This is a genomic window from Polaromonas sp. (assembly GCF_029945925.1).
Taxonomy (GTDB): Bacteria; Pseudomonadota; Gammaproteobacteria; order Burkholderiales; family Burkholderiaceae_C; genus Polaromonas.
The window spans coordinates 48,039-65,456 of the sequence record NZ_JAQSDN010000002.1; the positions used below are offsets into that span (position 1 = coordinate 48,039).

Sequence of the window (17,418 nt, forward strand, 5' to 3'; positions counted from 1 at the left end):
CGCGGAACCGGCTTTGCCGGGCCGCAGGCGCAGCGCCCCCTCGGGGGGCAGGGAACCACACGAAGTGGGGAGCGTGGGGGCACCGTTTCGCATCGGTGAAGGCTGGGACACCCATGCGCTGGTGCCGGGCCGCAAGCTGATCATTGGCGGTGTCACGGTGCCGCACAGCGCCGGCCTGCTCGGCCACTCCGATGCGGATGTGCTGATCCACGCCATCATCGACGCGCTGCTGGGCGCCGCCGGTCTGGGCGACATCGGCAGCCATTTCCCCGACACCGATGTCCGCTTCAAGGGGGCGGACTCGGTGGTGCTGCTGCGTGAAACCGGCCGCCTGCTGGCCGAACGCGGACTTCGCATAGGCAACATCGACAGCACCGTGATTGCGCAGGCGCCCAAGCTGGCCAGCCACATTCCGGCGATGCGCGAGCGCATCGCGCAAACCCTGGGGCTGGAGGCCGGACGGGTCAACGTGAAAGCCAAGACCGCCGAGAAGCTGGGGCCGGTGGGGCAGGGGCTGAGCATCGAAGCGCGAGCTGTGGCGCTATTGTTTTAATAGCTGCTTGCGCCCGTCGGATAAGGGCTGAGAGGCGATTTGATGCATAAGGTGCTCAGCGGCCCTCTGACGACTTCCTTCGACAGGCTCAGGACGAACGGGTATAGCGGAGGCTCTTAAGGCAAGCCGGGGCCGCGGGTCCGGCTCCGCCGGCCCGCAGGCGCAGCGGCCCCCTCGGGGGGCAGGGAGCTACACGCAGTGAGCGACCGTGGGGGCACTATTCAACCCCTTCTTAGTTTGATGTGCGCAGCCAGTCCGCCCGAACTGGTGTTGGCCAGCGCGAACACGCCGCCCATGCGGTGCAGGGTTCTCTCGACAATCGCCAGGCCCAGCCCGGCCCCGGTGGCCGCCGTGCGGGCCGCGTCGCCGCGGAAAAAGGGCTTGGTCAGGTTGTTCAGGGCCTGCGGCGCGACGCCGGTGCCGTGGTCGCGCACCTTGATCAGCACCCACTGGTCGCGTTCCTTGGCTGCGATGTCGACCATGGCGATGCCGGTCTCCGGTGTCTTGCCATAACGCCGCGCGTTTTCCAGCAGGTTGGCGATCACGCGGGACAGCTCGACCTCGTCGGCGAGCACCACAATCTGGCCCGGAAGTGACACATTGACGCGCATGTCGGCGTATTCGCCCACAGAATAGACGGCCGCATCGACGATGGCATTGAGCGACACCGACGCCAGCTGCGGCGGATCGGGCCGGGCGTAGTCCAGGAACTTGTCGATGATGGCGTCGAGCTGGGTGATGTCGGCGGCCATATGGGCCCTGGCCTCCGGATCGGCCACGCTCATTTCTGTTTCGAGCCGCAGCCGCGCCAGCGGCGTGCGCAGGTCGTGTGAAATGCCGGCCAGCATGATGACGCGGTCTTCCTCGATTTTGGAGAGCTGCTCGGCCATGCGGTTGAAGCCGATGTTGACCTCGCGGATCTCACTGGTCGCCACCTGCTCGTCGAGCAGGCTGGCGTCGAAGTCACCGTCGCGCATGCGGCTGGCCGCAAACGACAGCTGTTTGAGCGGCCGGTTGATGAGGCGCGCAATCAGCGCGGCACCGACAAGCGACAGGATCGCCGCCGTGATCAGCCAGATCAGCCAGGTGCCGCCCTGCAGGGGGCCCAGCCGCGAGGGGTCGGTCAGCAGCCAGTAGGCGTCGCCGTCGATGTTGAACCCGACCCACAGGCCGGGCACGCCGTTGACGGACCGGGCCACCACCGTGCCTTCGCCCATGCGTGCCGTCAGTTCGTCGCCAATGCGCTCACTGAAGGGATCGTTGACAAAGTGCTCGAACTTGTCGCGCGGTTCGCGCGGCGAGATGCGCACACCTTCTTCCTCGGCCAGGGTCTTGATCAGCCAGACCCGGGTGATGGAGTCGGAGTATTTCAGCGCGGCGCGGCTCAGGTTGACCAGCGAGGCGAGTTGCCGGGCGCTTTGCACGGCGCGCGGCTCGAATTCCAGCGCCCGGAAGGTCTGCAGCCAGGCGACGATGCAGCCAATCAGCAGCAGTGAGAGGAACAGGAAGGTGCGCCAGAACAGGCTCAGGCCGACGCGCGGGCGCATCTCCAGTGGCGCCGGTGCGGTTTCCGGCGCCGCGGGGGCAGTTTCCAGGTGTACGGCGCGTGTGCCTTGCATTCGGGGACTCAGGGTGAGGTGGGTTGGCCCGGTCAGCCTGAGGGGAGTCGGGCGTCCGGCAGCAAGTGGCGCTTTCGCTTTCGCTTCAGCTCGTGCCGTCCGGCACGAAGACATAACCGATGCCCCACACGGTCTGGATGTAGCGGGGCGCCGCAGCGTCCACCTCGATCAGCTTGCGCAGGCGCGAGACCTGCACGTCCAGGCTGCGGTCAAAGGGCTCAAACTCCCGGCCGCGCGCCAGTTGCGCCAGCTTTTCGCGCGACAGCGGCTGGCGCGGATGCCGCACCAGCGTCTTGAGCATGGCGAATTCGCCGGTGGTCAGTGGCAGCTCCTCGCCATTTTTCTGCAGGGTGCGCAAGCCCATGTCGAAGCTGAAGGGCCCGAAATTGACCACTTCCTGCTCGCTCGACGGCGCGCCCGGCACTTCGACCGCGGGGCGGCGGCGCAGCACGGCATGGATGCGCGCGAGCAATTCGCGCGGGTTGAACGGCTTGGCCAGGTAATCGTCGGCGCCGACTTCCAGCCCGACGATGCGGTCCACGTCCTCGCCCTTGGCGGTCAGCATGATGATGGGGGTGCGGTCGTTGGCGGCGCGCAGGCGCCGGCAGATGGACAGGCCGTCTTCGCCGGGCATCATCAGGTCGAGCACGATCAGGTCCACGGCATCGCGCATCATGATGCGGTTCAGGGCCTTGCTGTCCTCCGCCAGGATGACTTCAAAACCTTCCTGCGTCAGATAGCGGCGCAGCAGGTCGCGGATGCGGGCATCGTCGTCAAGAATCAGGATCTTGTCAGCGCGGGTGGAGTTGCTAGCTTGTGTCATAAGGCGATCGTAATTTGTAACAGAGCCAATTCTGCGGGCTAAAAACGCGGATTCGAGATTTTTTGTGCACTTTGACAGACTGTTACAGAAGTTGCAGTTACGGGCAGGCGGGATAAGGGAGAGTTGCGAACCAATGGCAGGCTTGGGCCCTTCGATGGCAACCATTGACGGCCGATGCTGACAAGCCGGGCGCTGAAAGTCGTCTATCGTTTCGCCAGCGGCGCGGTTTTTGCCGCATGCCCATTGTTTTTTATTCAACCGAAAGTGATCCCTTGAAAAAAACCACCCACCTTTTTGCCGCCTGTGCGCTCCTGGCCGCAAGCACCGGCCTGTTTGCCCAGAACCAGCCTGGACCTTACGCGCCGCTGCAAAACGTCGCGCAGCTGTCGGCCAGCGCGGCCGTCGAAGTGCAGCAGGACCTGCTGTCCATCGCAATGACCACCACGCGCGACGGCAGCGATGCCGCCACGGTGCAAAACCAGCTCAAGCTGGCCCTGGAGGCGGCACTGGCCGAGGCCAAAAAAACCGCCCAGCCTGGCCTGATGGATGTGCGCACCGGCAACTTCAGCCTGTACCCGCGTTATGGCAAGGACGGCAAGATGAACGGCTGGCAGGGCAGCACTGAGATGGTGCTGGAGGGCCGGGACTTTGCGCGCATCACGGCAGCGGCCGGCAAGGTCCAGACCTTGAGCCTGGGCAATGTCGGTTTTGCGCTGAGCCGCGAGGCCCGTGCCCGCGTCGAGGGGGATGCGCAGGCGCAGGCGATTGAGCGTTTCAAGGCCAAGGCCGGCGAGATCGCCCGGGGTTTCAATTTTTCCGGCTACACGCTGCGTGAAGTCGCCATCAACGCCAATGACCAGGGCCCGATCCGTCCGCGCATGATGGCCATGGAAGCCAAGGCCGCAATGTCGGATTCGGCGATTCCTGTCGAAGCCGGCAAAAGCACCGTGCTGGTCAACGTGTCGGGCTCCGTGCAGATGAAGTGACGACGTGCCCTCTGCTGGTGATCCGGCCGTACCGGACACTCCCGGAAGGGCGTTTGCCTGACAGACGGAAACAGGGCCGGTCCGTAAGCTGGTGAGCATGAATGTTCATTTTCTGGCGCAGGACGCCGCGCGCCGGGGCCCCTTGCTGATTGTCATCAATGCGGGTTCGGGCCACCACAACACCGACGACGAACAGGCCCTGATGGCGCGCGTGTTCACGCAGGCTGGCCGCGAGTTCGAGTTCCTGCCGATTGACGAAACCAACCAGATCGACCAAGTGGCGCGCAGCGCTGTCCGCCAGGCCAAGGCCCGGGGTGGCGTGGTGGTGGCTGCGGGCGGCGACGGCACCATCAATGCCGTGGCCCGCGCCGTGCTGGGCAGCGGCTGCCCCTTCGGCGTCCTGCCGCAGGGCACCTTCAATTATTTCGGCCGTGTCCATGCAATCCCGCAGGAGACCGAGGCGGCGGCCAGGGCCCTGGTCGGCGCCAGTGTGTCGCCGGTCCAGGTCGGCCAGGTCAACGGCAGGCTGTTTCTGGTCAATGCCAGTCTGGGTCTGTACCCGCAATTGCTGGAGGACAGGGAAGCCTGGAAGCAGCAGTTCGGCCGCAGCCGCCTGGTGGCTTTTGTTTCGGGCATGGCCTCGTTGCTGCAGACGCGCCGCCAGCTTCAGCTGCAGATCGAATCGGCCGGCCAGGTGGCCGCCTTGCGCACACCGACGCTGTTTGTCGGCAACAACCACCTGCAACTCACACGTGTGGGCATTGCCGAAAAAGACGCCAATGCGGTGGTGCACGGCCAGCTGGCCGGGGTGGTGGTGCGTCCCATCGGCACGCTGGCGCTGTTCGGCCTGCTGCTGCGCGGCCTGCTGGGGCGGCTCGGCGATGCAGACAATATCCACAGCTTTTCGTTTCGCCGCCTGACGGTCACGCCGCGCGGGCGCCGGCGTGTCAAGGTGGCCACCGACGGGGAGGTCTGCTGGATGGAGGCACCGCTGGTGTTCGAGGTCGCCGACCAACCCCTGCTGCTGATGGTTCCCGCGCCGGCCGACCGGGTGGAAGTGGCCTGATGAACAAGCTGCTGCAGATCTCCGACCCCCATTTCGGCACGGCGCAGCCGCCGGTGATGGAGGCGCTGGTGGAACTGGTGCGGCAACAGCGCCCTGATGTGCTGGTGCTGTCGGGCGACATCACGCAACGTGCGACGGCGGCGCAGTTTGGCGAGGCGAGGGCGTTTTGTGAACGCCTGCAGATTCCGCAGATGCTGGTTTTGCCCGGCAACCACGACATCCCGCTGTTCAACCCCTGGCAACGCCTGGTCACGCCTTATGCGCGCTATTTGCGGGCCTTCGGGCCCGGCCTGGAACCGGTGCTGGACACCGCCTGGCTGCAACTGAGCATGGTGAACACCACGCGCCGCTGGCGGCACAAAAATGGCGAGGTGTCGGCCCGGCAGATCGAACGGGTGGCCGCTCGCCTGCGCCGGGCCGGGCCCGGGCAACTGCGCGTGGTGGTGGTGCACCAGCCGGTGTATGTGCTGCGCGCTGAGGACGAGCACGACCGCCTGCTCGGCTGGGAGCCGGCGGTGCGCGCCTGGGCCGCTGCCGGCGCGGACATTGTCATGGGGGGGCATATTCACCTGCCTTATGTCTGCGAACTGTCCTCCTGCGTGGAAGGCCTGCCGCGGCGCCTCTGGTGTGTGCAGGCCGGTACCGCGCTGTCCTCACGCATCCGGCGCGAAGCTCCCAACTCCGTGAACCTGCTGCTGTGCGACCCGGCCGCCCATCCGCTGGCGGGCCGGCTCGAACGCTGGGACTACCGCAGCGCCGGCGGCGCGGGGCGTTTTGAAGTGGCGCATACCAGCGAGTTTCTGCCGGACCGCGCGGTGGTTCGCTGAATCTGCGGACGGATCAGGCGGCAGACAGCGCTTTTTTGCGCAGCTGCCGGGCCACGATGATGTCCCGCAAATGGTCGTAGCTCCAGTTGAAGGCAAAGGTGTAGGGCAGGAAAAACAGCACGATGCCGATGTCCAGCACAAAGGCTTCCCACAGTCCGATGTCCAGCCACCAGGCGGCCAGCGGCACCACGGCCAGGATCAGGCCGACCTCGAACAGCACCGAATGCACCGCCCGCGCGCCCAGCGTGCGCCGGAAACCCAGGCGGCGCTGGGCGTTGTCAAACACCGCGTTGAACACCATGTTCCAGGCCATGGCGATCAGCGAAATCATCAAGGTCAGCAGCCCCATGTGCGCCAGCGAGTAGCCCAGCAGCCAGGCGCCCAGCGGCGCACAGAGGGCGATGGCCAGCACCTCGAAACCGAGGGCGTGGAAAAAACGTTCTTTGACGGACTTCTGGAGGAGACTCATGGGCTGGCTGGTGCGCTGGTGAAATGGGATGCCTGTATTTTTATCGCTATTTCCAATACATTAAAGTTGATAATCATGTTAAAAATAGATAGATAGCCGCCATGCGCCATTCCCCTGAAGCCCTGACCGCCTTTGCCGAAGCCGCCGCGCTGGGCTCTTTTTCGGCTGCCGCACGCAAGCTGGGCAAAAGCCAGTCCACCGTGAGCACGGCGATTGCCAACCTCGAGATCGACCTCGGCCTGACCCTGTTCGACCGCAGCAGCCGCAAACCCGCGCTGACCGAACACGGCCGGGTGATGCTGGGCAAGGTGCAGGAAATCCTGGCCGCCAGCGACCGGCTCGACCTCTCAGCCAGCCAGCTCGGCGGCGGCCTCGAAGCCAGGCTCAGCGTGGTCTGGTCAGACACCTACCAGTCGGATCGTTTTGAAGACATGCTGACGGCTTTCGAACAGCGTTTCCCTGACCTGGAGTTCGAGTGCCTGATCGCCGAACACGGCGACCTGGTGTCGCTGGTGCAAACCGGGCGCGCCCACATCGGTGTGGTCGGCGCCCAAGGGGCGTATCCGCCCGACATCGGTTCAGCCACGATTGCCGAACAGTCCGAAATCGCGCTGTTTGTCGCCACCAGCCATGCGCTGGCCGGCACGACGGACATCACGCCCGAGCTGCTGGCCCGGCACCGCGAACTGCGGCTGGACACCTACCTGGGCCGCGCCGACCAGGTCATGCCGGCGGCGCGCCGCTCCTGGTCGGCGCCCAGTTACCTGATGCTGCTGGAGATGGCGGTGCTGGGTTTTGGCTGGGCCGCGATTCCGCGCTGGATGGTCACGCGTTTTGCCGTCGGCAAACTCACCGAGCTGGACGCGCGCGGCTGGCCGCAACGGGTGCCGGTGGACGCCGTCTGGTCGCGCCAGCGGCCGCTGGGCCGCGCCGGCACCTGGCTGCTGCAGGAAATGCTGGCCGCGCCGGCACCCACGGTTTTATAAGAAAATGAGGCTCCAGCCCTTATGGGGCGGGCGCAGGCAGCTCTTTATTTGATAGCGTCCGGGGCGCGGCCTTGCCGACTTCGCCCAGCAGCCACTGCCGGAAGGCGCCCAGCGGCTTGAGGTGGCTGCGCGACTCGGGGTAACACAGGTAGTAACCCATCTCGTCCATGTAGCCGTCGTCCAGCGGCGTGACGACGAGGCCGGCGGCGATGTCGTCCTGCACCAGGCAATGCGGCACCAGCGCCAGGCCCATGCCGGCACGCACCGCGCGTATCAGGCTGTGGTACTGGTCCAGCTGCGGGCCCATCAGCGTGTTGACGCCGCTGACGCCGTGCGCCGCGCACCAGTGGGTCCAGGCGTGCGGCACGCTCACATGCTGGAGCAGGGTGAAGCCGGTGATGTCCTGCGCCTGGCGCAGCGGCGGCTGCGCCGGCAGCCCTGGCGGGGCGATCAGCACGACCTCCCGGCCGGTCAGGTAGTCGGCCCGGGCGCCCGGCCAGCGGCCGTTGCCGAACAAAATCGCGCAGTCCAGGTCTTCGCGCTGGAAGTCGTAGCCCTGGGCATAGGGCACATAGTGCAGTTCGATCTGCGGATGCTGGCGCTGGAAGTCCGGCAGGCGGGGTATCAGCCATTTGGCGCCGAAGGTGGGCAGGGTGGACAGGTGCAGGGCGCCGCCGCCGTCGCCGCTGGTGATCAGCTCCAGCGTGGCGGCTTCCAGCTGCGCCAGCACCGGCCGCACGGCGGCCTCGTAACGCACACCGGCGGGTGTCAGGGTCAGGCGCTGGCGGATGCGCTCGAACAGCAACACGCCGGTGAGTTGTTCAAGCTCGCTGATCTGTTTGCTGACGGCGCTTTGCGACAGGTGCAAGGCCTCGCAGGCGCGCGAGACGCTGCCGAACCGCGCGGTGGTGGTGAAGGCGCGGAGCAGGTGAATCGGCGGCTGGAGGCGTTTCATGACCCGATTTTAAGTCAGGTTCATTCCAATATGGACTTAACTCAGTCGAAGACTTCACGGGTGGCCCCGGTCGTCTGGCACCACTCCTGTTACACAATGGATTCACAAATTCATTTTGAAAAGGATCACCATGCAAAGACGTCACCTCATCGCACTCGCCGCTACTTCAGTACTCCCTGGAATGGGTTGGGCGCAGTCGAACAAACCCTTGCGCCTGGTGGTGCCGTTTCCTCCCGGTGGTGCCACCGACATGACCGCCCGCGCGCTGGCCGAACCGCTGGCCCGCGCCCTGGGGATGACCGTGGTGGTTGAAAACCGCAGCGGTGCCGGCGGCTCCATCGGCATGTCCGAAGTGGCCAAGTCCGCACCGGATGGCCTGACCCTGGGCCTGGCCACGCTGTCGACGCACGGTGTCAACCCGGCCGTCTACAAAAAACTGCCTTACGACCCGATCAAGGATTTCGTGGCCGTGACCGAGCTGGTCAAGGCGCCCGGCGTGGTGGTGGTCAATGCCGCCCTGCCGGTCAAGAACTTTGCCGAACTGGTGGCCTACCTCAAGGCCAACCCGGGCAAGCTCAGCTACGCGTCCCCCGGCAATGGCACCATCGGCCACATGTGGGGCGAGATGTTCAAAAGCTCGACCAACACCTTCATGGTGCACATTCCCTACCGCGGTGCGGGCCCGGCCCTCAACGACGTCGTCGGTGGGCAGGTGATGGTGTATTTCGACCAGGTGGCCGCTTCGCTGCCTTTCATCCAGTCGGGCAAGCTGCGCGCGATTGCGGTGTCCTGGGACAAACGCCTGGACGTGCTGCCGGGCACACCGACTTATGGCGAACTCGGCTTGCCCAACAGCAACGACCCGTCCTGGTTTGGCTTGGTGGCGCCCGCCGGCACGCCGGCGGTCGTGGTCAACCGCGTCCAGCAGGCGGTGGTCAAGTCCCTGCAGGAGCCCGCCGTGCGCACCAAGCTGGCTGGGCAAGGGCTGTTTGCCTCGGGCACCACGCCCGCCGAGTTTGATGCGCAGATCAAGCGGGAAATCGCGAAGATGCAACGCATCGCCCAGTTCGCAAAAATCAGCATCGAGTAAATCAGCATCGAGTAAATCAGCATCGAGTAAATCAGCATCGAATAAATCAGCATCGAGTAAAGCGGAAGAAACCGCCCCGCAGCGCCTGCGCGCTGTGGGGCGGCTCCCATGCACCCCCGGCTGCAACGTGGCCTTGGCCGACTTGGCCACCGCAGGGGTGCCGACAGGACCACAATCATCACCATGACCCCATTTCTCCGCTCTCTGCCCGGCACCACGGCCCTGGTGCTCGATTCACCCCACAGCGGGACCGACTACCCCGACGACTTTGCCTACGCCTGCGCGCTGCCTATCCTGCGCCGCGCCGAAGACACCCATGTCGAAAAGCTCTACGACTTCGCCCACGGTCTGGGTGCGGGCTGGGTCGAGGCCTTTTTTCCGCGCAGCTACCTCGACGCCAACCGCGACACCACCGAGATCGACGTCAGCCTGTTTGACGAGTCCTGGCCCGATGCCGTGTCCACCGACACCAAGGTGATGAGCAAGGTGCGCCTGGGCAAGGGCCTGATCTGGCGCACCACCGATGACGGCGAGGCCATCTACGCGCGCAAGCTCGGCGTGGCCGAAGTGCAGGCGCGTATTGCGCGTTGCTGGGAGCCCTACCATGCGGCGGTGGCCCAGGCCATCGACAGCGCGCATCAGCGTCACGGCTACAGCATCCACCTCAACTGCCACTCGATGCCGGCCATCGCGTCCAGCCACGCCACCGAGTTCCCGGGCGAGGCGCATGCCGACTTCGTGGTCGGCAACCGCGATGGATCCACCTCCAGCGAGCCGCTGGCCCGGCTGGTGTGTCAGCACCTCCAGGGCCTGGGTTACAGCGTGGCCTACAACCACCCCTACAAAGGTGTGGAACTCGTGCGCCGTTACGGTGAGCCGCTGCAGCAGCGCCACAGCATCCAGCTCGAGGTCAACCGCAAGCTCTACATGGACGAGCAGACGCTGGCCATGCACGAAGGGGCTGTGCCTCTGAAGGCCAGCCTGCAGTCGCTGGTGCAGATGCTGCTGGCCACCGACCCGCGCACCCTGTAGTTCCGCGCCGCGTGGCAGGGCTCGCGGATAATCGCGGGCCATGATCACCCTGTTCAGCGACCTGCACGCCCTGCATGCGCCCGCCTTCGAATTTTTCCGCGGCGAGCGTGTGCCCTGTTTTGAAACCCCGGCGCGGGCCGCGTTTGTCCTGGAGCGCCTGCTGCAGGGCGGCCACGATTTGCGCGAGCCGCATGTCGACAGCCGCGCGGTGCTGTGCCAGGTGCACAGCGCGCGTTACCTTGCGTTTCTCGAGCACGCCTGGGAGCACTGGCTGCGCCTGGAGCCCGGCAACGCGGCGGGCCAGCCTTTTCCGTCGGTCTGGCCGGTGCGCACCCTGCGCAGCGACGTTGAACCGGTCAACTTCATCGCACGCCTGGGCCTGTATTCGATGGACAACGGCTCGCCGCTGTCGGCCGGCACTTGGGCTGCCGCCAAGGCCGGGGCCGACGCCGCGGCCAGCGCGGCAGCGCTGATCGGTGAAGGCGCGCGCGCGGTGTTTTGCTGCAGCCGCCCGCCCGGCCACCATGCGGGCGCCGACTTCATGGGCGGCTACTGCTTTCTGAACAATGCCGCCGTTGCGGCGCAGGCCTTGCGCCAGGGCGGCGCAGACCGGGTGGCCGTGCTCGACGTGGACTACCACCACGGCAACGGCACACAAAGCATTTTTTACGATCGCGCCGACGTGTTGTTTGTCAGCCTGCACGGCGACCCGCTGACCGAGTACCCGTTTTACCTCGGCCATGCCGACGAGGCGGGCGAGGGTGCCGGCCTGGGCTTCAACCTGAATCTGCCGCTGCCCGCGGGCGCGTCGGTCAGCGCCTGGTTCGAGGCGCTGGAGCAAGGTTGCCGGCGCATCACGCGGCATGGCGCGCAGGCGCTGGTGGTGTCGCTGGGGCTGGACACCTTCGAGGGTGACCCGATTTCCACCTTTGCGCTGCAGGCGGCCGACTTCGGCCGGCTGGGCCGGCGCCTGGCGGCGCTCGGCTTGCCGACGGTGTTTGTGCTCGAAGGCGGTTATGCGGCCGAAGCGCTGGGCACCAACGCGGTCCAGGTCATCGACGGTTTTGAACAGGGGGCGTAGATGGACAGCGTGGACGTGGTGGTGATAGGTGCGGGTGTGGTCGGGCTGGCCGTGGCGCGTGCGCTGGCCCTGCAGGGGCGCGAGGTGATGGTGCTGGAAGCGGCGGACGCCATCGGCACCGGCACCAGCTCGCGCAACAGCGAGGTGATCCACGCCGGCATTTATTATTCGCAGGGCTCGCTCAAGGCGCGCCTGTGCGTGGAAGGCAAAGAGTTGCTGTACGACTATTGCGCGCAGCGCAGCATCGGCCACAGCCGCTGCGGCAAGCTGATCGTCGCCACCCATGCATCGCAGATTCCCCAGCTGCAGGCCATCATCGCCAAGGCGGCCGCCAACGGGGTGCATGACCTGACGCTGCTCACACGTGAGCAGGCGCAGGCGCTGGAGCCTGCGCTGGACTGTGTGGCGGCCGTCTTGTCGCCGAGCACCGGCATTGTGGACAGCCACGCGCTGATGCTGGCGCTGCAGGGCGACCTCGAGAACGCCGGCGGCATGGTGGTGCTCAATTCGCCGCTGGCCCAGGCGCACTGTGCGCCATCAGCTATTGTTCTGGTAGCAGAAGACGGCACCGAACTGGCGGCGCAAAGCGTGGTTAATGCCGCCGGCCTGCATGCGCAGGTGCTGGCCAGTCGTTTTGCGGGGCTGGACGCGCAGCATGTGCCGCCCAGCCATTACGCCAAGGGCAACTACTTCACGCTTGCGGGCCGCTCGCCGTTCAGCCGCCTGATTTACCCGGTGCCCGAAGCCGCCGGGCTGGGTGTGCACCTGACCCTGGACCTGGGTGGCCAGGCCAAGTTCGGCCCTGACGTGCAGTGGGTGGACTCGCCCGATGATCTGGTGGTGGACCCGCGCCGCGGCGACGGCTTTTACGCCGAGGTGCGCAAGTACTGGCCGGGCCTGCCTGATGGTGCGTTGCTGGCCGGTTATGCCGGCATACGGCCCAAGATCCAGGCGCCCGACCAGCCAGCCAGCGACTTCCTGATCCAGGGCCAGTCCGAACACGGCGTCGCGGGCCTGGTCAACCTGTTCGGAATCGAGTCGCCGGGCCTGACCAGTTCGCTGGCGATCGGCCGCCATGTCAGCGAGCTGCTCCCGAAAAAATAGCTGCTGGCGCCCGTTGCGCGGGCGCTAGCAGCTGTTTTTGATTGAGAAGGTCTAGCCGCGTTTGCCGCTCACCATGCGGTAGAGGAACAGCAGCAGCATGGCGCCCAGCACGGCCGCGATGAAACCGGCGGACTCGCCGACCTGGTACAGGCCCAGCGCCCCACCCAGGTAGCTGGCAAGCACCGAACCGACGATACCTATCAGCACCGTGATGATGAAGCCTGAGGGGTCACGCCCGGGCATCAGGAATTTGGCGACCAGGCCAACGATAAAGCCGATAAGAATGGTCCAGAGAATGCCCATGAATGTGTGTTCCAGAAAAAAGGTTGAAGAGATGGCTGACGCGGAAGATCCGTTCAGTCCCGCAGGTCGGCCGGCACGGTTCCGCCATTGGCGGCCAGCTTGTTCATGACCTGGCGGTGCAGCCAGATGTTCATGGTGGCGCTGTCGCTGGTGTCGCCGGTATAGCCCAGTTCTTTCGCCAGTTCCTTGCGCTCGTTGAGGCCGCTGTCGAGGTCCAGCAGTTTCATCAGGTCAACAATGGAGGTTTTCCAGTTGAGCTTTTGCGGGTTTTTCTGCGCCATGCCGTTGAGCAGCGCTTCCACGTCGACCTGCGCCATAGGGGCCGGTGCGGCGGTGGCGGCGGCCGCTCGGGCTGCTCCGGCGGCCGCTGCGGCTGCCGCGACGTCATCGCTGGAGGGTCCAGAGGAGGCTGGCGGCTGTGCAGCCTGGGCCGACGGGAAAATTTTGCTGAAGATCTTGCCGAGAATGCTCATGATGGGTCCAGTCGAAGAAGTAAAGCGTTCATGATGGCGGGCACACCCGCCAGGCAGCAGAGGACGCCGGCGTATTTGCGTGTAGGAAAGCGGCGGGTGCGCGAGCCGCGAACTCGTGTCCAATAGGGGGTATGCAAACCGCCACCGAGATTGAAAAACGCCTGACCGACCTGGAGATCAAGGCCAGCTTCGGCGAAGACCTGCTCGACGAGCTCAACCAGGTCATCGTCCGCCAGCAGCAACAAATTGACCTGCTGATGCGCGAGCTCAGCCAGCTGCGCCAGCAACTGCCCGAGGCCGGCGCCGCCAACCTGACCCGCGCCGGCGACGACCTGCCGCCGCACTACTGAAACACACCGCATGGCCACCGAAAAAAGCATCACCACCGACGACTACAAGCTTTTTCCGTCGCCGCGCAACCGGCACCGCAGCATCTTCCTGCACCAGGTGTTTGTGCCTTACCCCTACATGCTGATCGACATGGACAGCTACAACTTCAAGGGCAAGGCCAGCCTGTTCGCGGCCTGCCGAACGGCTGACAACAAGATGGGCCAGCTGGTCACGCTGGAGTTGCCCGAGGACGAGTTGCGGTTCAGGCAACGGTTTGTCCCCGATTGAGGCAGAGTGCAGGCCCGCTCGGGTGCGGCGGTGGCGCCGCCCTGGATGCCGGAATCGATCGCCAGCCTGTGGCGGTGAGCGCAGTCAGCTATTAAATAAGTAGCATCGGTGTGGCCGCACATCGGTCCCCGCCAGGCCCGATGGATGGTCCACAATACGGCTTGTCATCCGGGCCTCCTACAATCGGAGGAGAAGTCATCGTCCATCCAGCAAGGAGATTCCCGACGTGCCCAATATCGCTACTGTTCTCAAAGCCGAAATTTCCCGGGTTGCCCGCAAGGACGCCCGCGCGGAAACCCAGCCGCTGAAAAAAGCTTCGTCGCAATACCGCAGCGATATCGCCGCCCTCAAAAGGCGTGTGCTGGCACTGGAGAAGCAACTGAGCCGCGTGCTCAAGTCCGGCAGGAAGGCTTCTGTGCCCGAGGAAGCCGAAGAGGGCGCCGGCAACGGATTGCGCTTCAGCGCCAAGGGACTCGCTGCCCAAAGGCGCCGGCTGGGGCTGACCGCCGCCGCCACCGCCAAACTCCTCAACGTGTCGGTGCAGTCCGTCTACAAGTGGGAAGACGGCAAGACCCGTCCCCGCGCCAGCCAGCTGCCGGCGATTGCGAGCCTGCGGAAAATGGGCAAACTCGAAGCGGCGAAAATCCTGGACGGTTTGCCGCAATAGAGGCTATCAATTCATGAGCATGCTTCGCCCATGCTTATTGGACTAGCGGCTCTTTTTGATAGCAAGCGCAGCTTCGGTCACCAGCCCCGGCCCCTTGTAGATCAGCCCGGTGTAGATCTGCACCACGTCGGCGCCGGCTTCGATCTTGGAGACCGCATCCCGGCCACTCATGATGCCGCCCACGCCGATGATGGGAAAACTTTTGCCAAGCGCCGCGCGCAGCTGGCTGATGACGCGGTTGCTGGCGGCCAGCACCGGCGCACCGCTGAGGCCGCCGGCTTCTTCGGCGTGCGGCATGCCCTTGACGGCCTCGCGGCTCAGCGTGGTGTTGGTGGCGACCACGCCGTCCATGCCGTGGCGCTTGAGCGTGGCGGCAATCACCTCGACCTGGGCCTCGTCGAGGTCGGGCGCAATCTTCACAAAAATCGGCACGTGTTTGCCGTGCTGCCGGGCGAGTGTTTCGCGGCGTTCGGCAATGCGGCCCAGCAGGGCGTCCAGCGCCTCGTCGCTTTGCAGCGCACGCAGGTTCTTGGTGTTGGGGCTGGAGATGTTGACGGTCACGTAGTCGGCATGCGGGTAGACGCCATCGAGGCAGATCAGGTAGTCGTCCACCGCGCTTTCGATCGGTGTGGCGGCATTCTTGCCGATGTTCAGTCCCAGCAGCAGCGGGTGCTTGACCTTCTGCTTGCGAAAACCGGACTTCTGCACGTTGGCAATGAAAGCGTCCAGCCCGTCGTTGTTGAAGCCGAGCCGGTTGATCAGCGCGTTGGCCTGCGGCAGGCGGAACATGCGCGGCTTGGGGTTGCCCGGCTGCGCTTTCGGTGTGACGGTGCCGACTTCGACAAACCCGAAACCCATGGCGGCCAGCCCGTCGATGCAGCGTGCGTTTTTGTCGAGCCCGGCCGCCAGCCCGACGCGGTTGGGAAATGTCAGGCCGGCCAGCGTGACGGGATCGTCCACCCGGCCCGAACAGTAGGCCAGCGCCAGCGGCGTGCGCTGCGTGCCGGCCAGCGAGGCCATGGTCAGTTCATGGGCGGTTTCCGGGTCCAGCCCAAATAAAAAGGGGCGGGCGAGGGCGTAGGGGAGCAGGGACATTGGATAATTTGTGTTGTTCTGTGCGGCAGGCCCCATTGTCGCAAACCCCATCCACTCCTTTCATTTTCGGACCGACATGACCCAAGACGAACTCAAAACACTGGTTGGCCAGGCCGCCCTGGCCTATGTCGAACCCGGCAGCATTGTCGGCGTCGGCACCGGCTCTACCGTCAACAAGTTCATCGACGCGCTGGCCGGCATCAAGGACACGATTGCCGGCGCGGTGTCCAGCTCGGTGGCCTCCACCGAACGCCTGCAGGCGCTGGGCATCCGGGTCTTCGACGCGGCCGATGTCGAGGAACTGGCGGTCTACATCGACGGCGCCGACGAGATCGACCGCGCCGGCTACATGATCAAGGGTGGCGGCGCGGCGCTGACGCGCGAGAAAATCGTGGCCGCCCAGTCGCGCAGGTTTGTCTGCATCGCCGACGAGTCCAAGCTGGTGCAGACGCTGGGCGACTATCCGGTGCCGGTGGAAGTCATCCCCATGGCGGCGCAGCGCATCCGGCGCCAGTTTGAGGCACTGGGCGGCAGTGCTACCTTGCGCCTGAAGAACGGCGCGCCTCTGGTCACCGACAACGGCCAGCACATCCTGGACGTGACCGGTCTGAAGATCACCGAGCCGCTGGCCTTCGAGTCCGGGGTCAACCAGTGGCCCGGGGTGGTGACGGTCGGGGTGTTTGCCTTCCAGAAAGCGCATGTCTGCCTGCTGGGCACGGACGTGGGCGTCAAGACCCTGGTGTTTTAAATCTCGCGGAAGCGGTGGGCCGGATGTTGTAGAGTTGTACGACAAATTTTCCGGATCACCATGAGCCACCGTTTCCAGTCCATCACGCCCGGCGTCCACTTGTCCGAACAGGTGGCCGAGGCCCTGTCGGCCGAAATTCGCGCCGGCCGGCCGGCGGCGGGCGACAAGCTGCCGACCGAGGCCGCGCTGGTCGAGCAGTTCGCGGTCAGCCGCACGGTGGTGCGCGAAGCCGTCTCGCGCCTGAAGTCGCTGGGCCTGGTGGAATCGCGCCAGGGCAGCGGGGTGTTTGTGAAGCGGGCCGCGTTTGCGCCGCTGAACTTCGACACCCGTTCGGCCGCGTCCATGCAGGCGGTCATCCAGATGGTGGAGGTGCGCCGCGCGCTGGAGGCCGAAGTCGCCGCGCTGGCCGCGCAGCGCCGCACGGCGGACGATGTCAAGCGCATCCGCCAGGCGATGGCGGCGCTCGACAAGGCGGTCAAGGCCGGCGGCGACGGTGCCGACGAAGACGTGAACTACCACCGCGCGATTGCCGACGCGGCGCAAAACCCGTTTCTCATCAGCACGCTGGACTACCTGCGCCAGTTCCTGCGCGGCGTCACGCGCGTCACCCGGGCCAACGAGGCGCGCCGGGCCGACTTTGCCGGGCAGGTGCGCGAAGAGCACGAGGCCATCACCCAGGCGATCGAGGCCGGCGATTCACTGCAGGCGCGCCAGGCCGCGGCCCGCCACATGGACAACGCGATCCGCCGCATCGAGCAGGCCGACCCGGCTTTCTGGCAGCAGGAGGGCGTGCAACTGGCCAGCGCTCTTCTGTCCGACGCCCTCCGGCACTGAGCCGTTTTCCTCGTTCCGATTCGGGAAAACCTGAGGTGATCTACGGCATCTAAGTTGTATGATGACCATATAAATAAGTTGTCCATTCA

21 protein-coding genes are annotated in these 17,418 nt (G+C 65.5%); 14 read left to right on the forward strand and 7 right to left on the reverse strand.

Features of this window, described 5'->3' with window-relative positions:
• Positions 1-73: 73 nt before the first annotated feature.
• On the forward strand, positions 74-553 hold the full coding sequence (ispF, locus tag PSV40_RS00680; protein WP_300533120.1) for a 2-C-methyl-D-erythritol 2,4-cyclodiphosphate synthase: 480 nt from the start codon (positions 74-76) through the stop codon (positions 551-553).
• Between the two features lie 221 nt (positions 554-774).
• Here the strand turns inward: ispF and PSV40_RS00685 are convergent, their stop codons facing one another.
• Entirely contained in the window at positions 775-2,172 is a 1,398-nt protein-coding gene (locus PSV40_RS00685) for an ATP-binding protein (protein ID WP_300533121.1), read from the reverse strand.
• An 85-nt stretch (positions 2,173-2,257) separates the two neighbouring features.
• Positions 2,258-2,995 (reverse strand): two-component system response regulator OmpR, encoded by a 738-nt coding sequence (ompR, locus tag PSV40_RS00690; RefSeq protein WP_300533122.1) that lies wholly within the window; start codon positions 2,993-2,995, stop codon positions 2,258-2,260.
• A gap of 272 nt (positions 2,996-3,267) precedes the next feature.
• Between ompR and PSV40_RS00695 the strand changes: the two genes are divergently transcribed.
• The 3 genes from PSV40_RS00695 to PSV40_RS00705 all read left to right on the forward strand — a co-directional run bounded on the left by PSV40_RS00695 (position 3,268) and on the right by PSV40_RS00705 (position 5,874).
• Positions 3,268-3,981, forward strand: coding sequence for an SIMPL domain-containing protein (locus PSV40_RS00695; RefSeq protein WP_300533123.1), 714 nt, complete (start codon positions 3,268-3,270; stop codon positions 3,979-3,981).
• Between the two features lie 97 nt (positions 3,982-4,078).
• Complete coding sequence (locus PSV40_RS00700) at positions 4,079-5,047, forward strand: diacylglycerol kinase family protein (protein WP_300533124.1); 969 nt, start codon at positions 4,079-4,081, stop codon at positions 5,045-5,047.
• The gene (locus PSV40_RS00705) at positions 5,047-5,874 is read left to right on the forward strand and encodes a metallophosphoesterase (RefSeq protein ID WP_300533125.1); all 828 of its coding nucleotides are present in this window, start codon (positions 5,047-5,049) and stop codon (positions 5,872-5,874) included. Before PSV40_RS00700 ends, PSV40_RS00705 begins: the two co-directional genes overlap by 1 nt.
• A gap of 13 nt (positions 5,875-5,887) precedes the next feature.
• Here PSV40_RS00705 and PSV40_RS00710 read toward each other — a convergent pair whose 3' ends face one another.
• Positions 5,888-6,343, reverse strand: coding sequence for a multidrug/biocide efflux PACE transporter (locus PSV40_RS00710; protein ID WP_300533126.1), 456 nt, complete (start codon positions 6,341-6,343; stop codon positions 5,888-5,890).
• Positions 6,344-6,444: 101 nt separating this feature from the next.
• Between PSV40_RS00710 and PSV40_RS00715 the strand changes: the two genes are divergently transcribed.
• Positions 6,445-7,329, forward strand: a complete 885-nt coding sequence (locus PSV40_RS00715; RefSeq protein ID WP_300533127.1) for a LysR family transcriptional regulator — start codon at positions 6,445-6,447, stop codon at positions 7,327-7,329.
• Between the two features lie 19 nt (positions 7,330-7,348).
• Here PSV40_RS00715 and PSV40_RS00720 read toward each other — a convergent pair whose 3' ends face one another.
• Complete coding sequence (locus PSV40_RS00720; RefSeq protein WP_300533128.1) at positions 7,349-8,284, reverse strand: LysR substrate-binding domain-containing protein; 936 nt, start codon at positions 8,282-8,284, stop codon at positions 7,349-7,351.
• 130 nt (positions 8,285-8,414) lie between these two features.
• Here PSV40_RS00720 and PSV40_RS00725 point away from each other — a divergent pair, with 130 nt between their 5' ends.
• From PSV40_RS00725 to PSV40_RS00740, 4 genes are all read left to right on the forward strand, one after another.
• Entirely contained in the window at positions 8,415-9,374 is a 960-nt protein-coding gene (locus PSV40_RS00725; protein WP_300533129.1) for a tripartite tricarboxylate transporter substrate binding protein BugE, read from the forward strand.
• A gap of 183 nt (positions 9,375-9,557) precedes the next feature.
• Positions 9,558-10,406, forward strand: a complete 849-nt coding sequence (locus PSV40_RS00730) for an N-formylglutamate amidohydrolase (protein ID WP_300533130.1) — start codon at positions 9,558-9,560, stop codon at positions 10,404-10,406.
• Between the two features lie 40 nt (positions 10,407-10,446).
• Positions 10,447-11,487 carry a histone deacetylase family protein gene (locus PSV40_RS00735; RefSeq protein ID WP_300533131.1) on the forward strand — a complete coding sequence of 347 codons (1,041 nt, stop codon included), beginning with the start codon at positions 10,447-10,449 and terminating at the stop codon, positions 11,485-11,487.
• Positions 11,488-12,591 carry an NAD(P)/FAD-dependent oxidoreductase gene (locus PSV40_RS00740; protein WP_300533133.1) on the forward strand — a complete coding sequence of 368 codons (1,104 nt, stop codon included), beginning with the start codon at positions 11,488-11,490 and terminating at the stop codon, positions 12,589-12,591.
• Between the two features lie 51 nt (positions 12,592-12,642).
• On the opposite strand, the gene PSV40_RS00745 is transcribed toward PSV40_RS00740, so the two are convergent.
• The gene (locus PSV40_RS00745; RefSeq protein ID WP_300533135.1) at positions 12,643-12,894 is read right to left on the reverse strand and encodes a GlsB/YeaQ/YmgE family stress response membrane protein; all 252 of its coding nucleotides are present in this window, start codon (positions 12,892-12,894) and stop codon (positions 12,643-12,645) included.
• Positions 12,895-12,947: 53 nt separating this feature from the next.
• Positions 12,948-13,367, reverse strand: coding sequence for a DUF3597 domain-containing protein (locus PSV40_RS00750; RefSeq protein ID WP_300533137.1), 420 nt, complete (start codon positions 13,365-13,367; stop codon positions 12,948-12,950).
• Positions 13,368-13,498: 131 nt separating this feature from the next.
• On the opposite strand from PSV40_RS00750, the gene PSV40_RS00755 reads away from it, so the two are divergent.
• From PSV40_RS00755 to PSV40_RS00765, 3 genes are all read left to right on the forward strand, one after another.
• Positions 13,499-13,717, forward strand: a complete 219-nt coding sequence (locus PSV40_RS00755) for a SlyX family protein (RefSeq protein ID WP_300533139.1) — start codon at positions 13,499-13,501, stop codon at positions 13,715-13,717.
• Between the two features lie 10 nt (positions 13,718-13,727).
• Entirely contained in the window at positions 13,728-13,985 is a 258-nt protein-coding gene (locus PSV40_RS00760) for a hypothetical protein (RefSeq protein WP_300533141.1), read from the forward strand.
• A gap of 226 nt (positions 13,986-14,211) precedes the next feature.
• Entirely contained in the window at positions 14,212-14,652 is a 441-nt protein-coding gene (locus PSV40_RS00765; protein ID WP_300533143.1) for a helix-turn-helix domain-containing protein, read from the forward strand.
• 42 nt (positions 14,653-14,694) lie between these two features.
• On the opposite strand, the gene PSV40_RS00770 is transcribed toward PSV40_RS00765, so the two are convergent.
• The gene (locus PSV40_RS00770) at positions 14,695-15,747 is read right to left on the reverse strand and encodes a quinone-dependent dihydroorotate dehydrogenase (protein ID WP_300533144.1); all 1,053 of its coding nucleotides are present in this window, start codon (positions 15,745-15,747) and stop codon (positions 14,695-14,697) included.
• Between the two features lie 76 nt (positions 15,748-15,823).
• Between PSV40_RS00770 and rpiA the strand changes: the two genes are divergently transcribed.
• Both rpiA and PSV40_RS00780 read left to right on the forward strand, forming a co-directional pair.
• Positions 15,824-16,495 carry a ribose-5-phosphate isomerase RpiA gene (gene rpiA / locus PSV40_RS00775; RefSeq protein WP_300533146.1) on the forward strand — a complete coding sequence of 224 codons (672 nt, stop codon included), beginning with the start codon at positions 15,824-15,826 and terminating at the stop codon, positions 16,493-16,495.
• Between the two features lie 60 nt (positions 16,496-16,555).
• Positions 16,556-17,329 (forward strand): FadR/GntR family transcriptional regulator, encoded by a 774-nt coding sequence (locus PSV40_RS00780; RefSeq protein ID WP_300533147.1) that lies wholly within the window; start codon positions 16,556-16,558, stop codon positions 17,327-17,329.
• The last annotated feature ends 89 nt before the right edge of the window (positions 17,330-17,418 follow it).

Excerpts from the sequence above, each read along its gene's own strand:
- PSV40_RS00735 (WP_300533131.1), top strand. The coding sequence starts at position 10,447 with ATGATCACCCTGTTCAGCGACCTGCACGCCCTGCATGCGCCCGCCTTC.
- PSV40_RS00730 (WP_300533130.1), top strand. The coding sequence starts at position 9,558 with ATGACCCCATTTCTCCGCTCTCTGCCCGGCACCACGGCCCTGGTGCTC.
- PSV40_RS00750 (WP_300533137.1), bottom strand. The coding sequence starts at position 13,367 with ATGAGCATTCTCGGCAAGATCTTCAGCAAAATTTTCCCGTCGGCCCAG.
- rpiA (WP_300533146.1), top strand. The coding sequence starts at position 15,824 with ATGACCCAAGACGAACTCAAAACACTGGTTGGCCAGGCCGCCCTGGCC.
- PSV40_RS00720 (WP_300533128.1), bottom strand. The coding sequence starts at position 8,284 with ATGAAACGCCTCCAGCCGCCGATTCACCTGCTCCGCGCCTTCACCACC.
- PSV40_RS00715 (WP_300533127.1), top strand. The coding sequence starts at position 6,445 with ATGCGCCATTCCCCTGAAGCCCTGACCGCCTTTGCCGAAGCCGCCGCG.
- PSV40_RS00745 (WP_300533135.1), bottom strand. The coding sequence starts at position 12,894 with ATGGGCATTCTCTGGACCATTCTTATCGGCTTTATCGTTGGCCTGGTC.
- ompR (WP_300533122.1), bottom strand. The coding sequence starts at position 2,995 with ATGACACAAGCTAGCAACTCCACCCGCGCTGACAAGATCCTGATTCTT.
- PSV40_RS00685 (WP_300533121.1), bottom strand. The coding sequence starts at position 2,172 with ATGCAAGGCACACGCGCCGTACACCTGGAAACTGCCCCCGCGGCGCCG.
- PSV40_RS00760 (WP_300533141.1), top strand. The coding sequence starts at position 13,728 with ATGGCCACCGAAAAAAGCATCACCACCGACGACTACAAGCTTTTTCCG.
- PSV40_RS00780 (WP_300533147.1), top strand. The coding sequence starts at position 16,556 with ATGAGCCACCGTTTCCAGTCCATCACGCCCGGCGTCCACTTGTCCGAA.
- PSV40_RS00705 (WP_300533125.1), top strand. The coding sequence starts at position 5,047 with ATGAACAAGCTGCTGCAGATCTCCGACCCCCATTTCGGCACGGCGCAG.
- PSV40_RS00740 (WP_300533133.1), top strand. The coding sequence starts at position 11,488 with ATGGACAGCGTGGACGTGGTGGTGATAGGTGCGGGTGTGGTCGGGCTG.
- PSV40_RS00770 (WP_300533144.1), bottom strand. The coding sequence starts at position 15,747 with ATGTCCCTGCTCCCCTACGCCCTCGCCCGCCCCTTTTTATTTGGGCTG.
- PSV40_RS00710 (WP_300533126.1), bottom strand. The coding sequence starts at position 6,343 with ATGAGTCTCCTCCAGAAGTCCGTCAAAGAACGTTTTTTCCACGCCCTC.
- PSV40_RS00725 (WP_300533129.1), top strand. The coding sequence starts at position 8,415 with ATGCAAAGACGTCACCTCATCGCACTCGCCGCTACTTCAGTACTCCCT.
- PSV40_RS00755 (WP_300533139.1), top strand. The coding sequence starts at position 13,499 with ATGCAAACCGCCACCGAGATTGAAAAACGCCTGACCGACCTGGAGATC.
- PSV40_RS00700 (WP_300533124.1), top strand. The coding sequence starts at position 4,079 with ATGAATGTTCATTTTCTGGCGCAGGACGCCGCGCGCCGGGGCCCCTTG.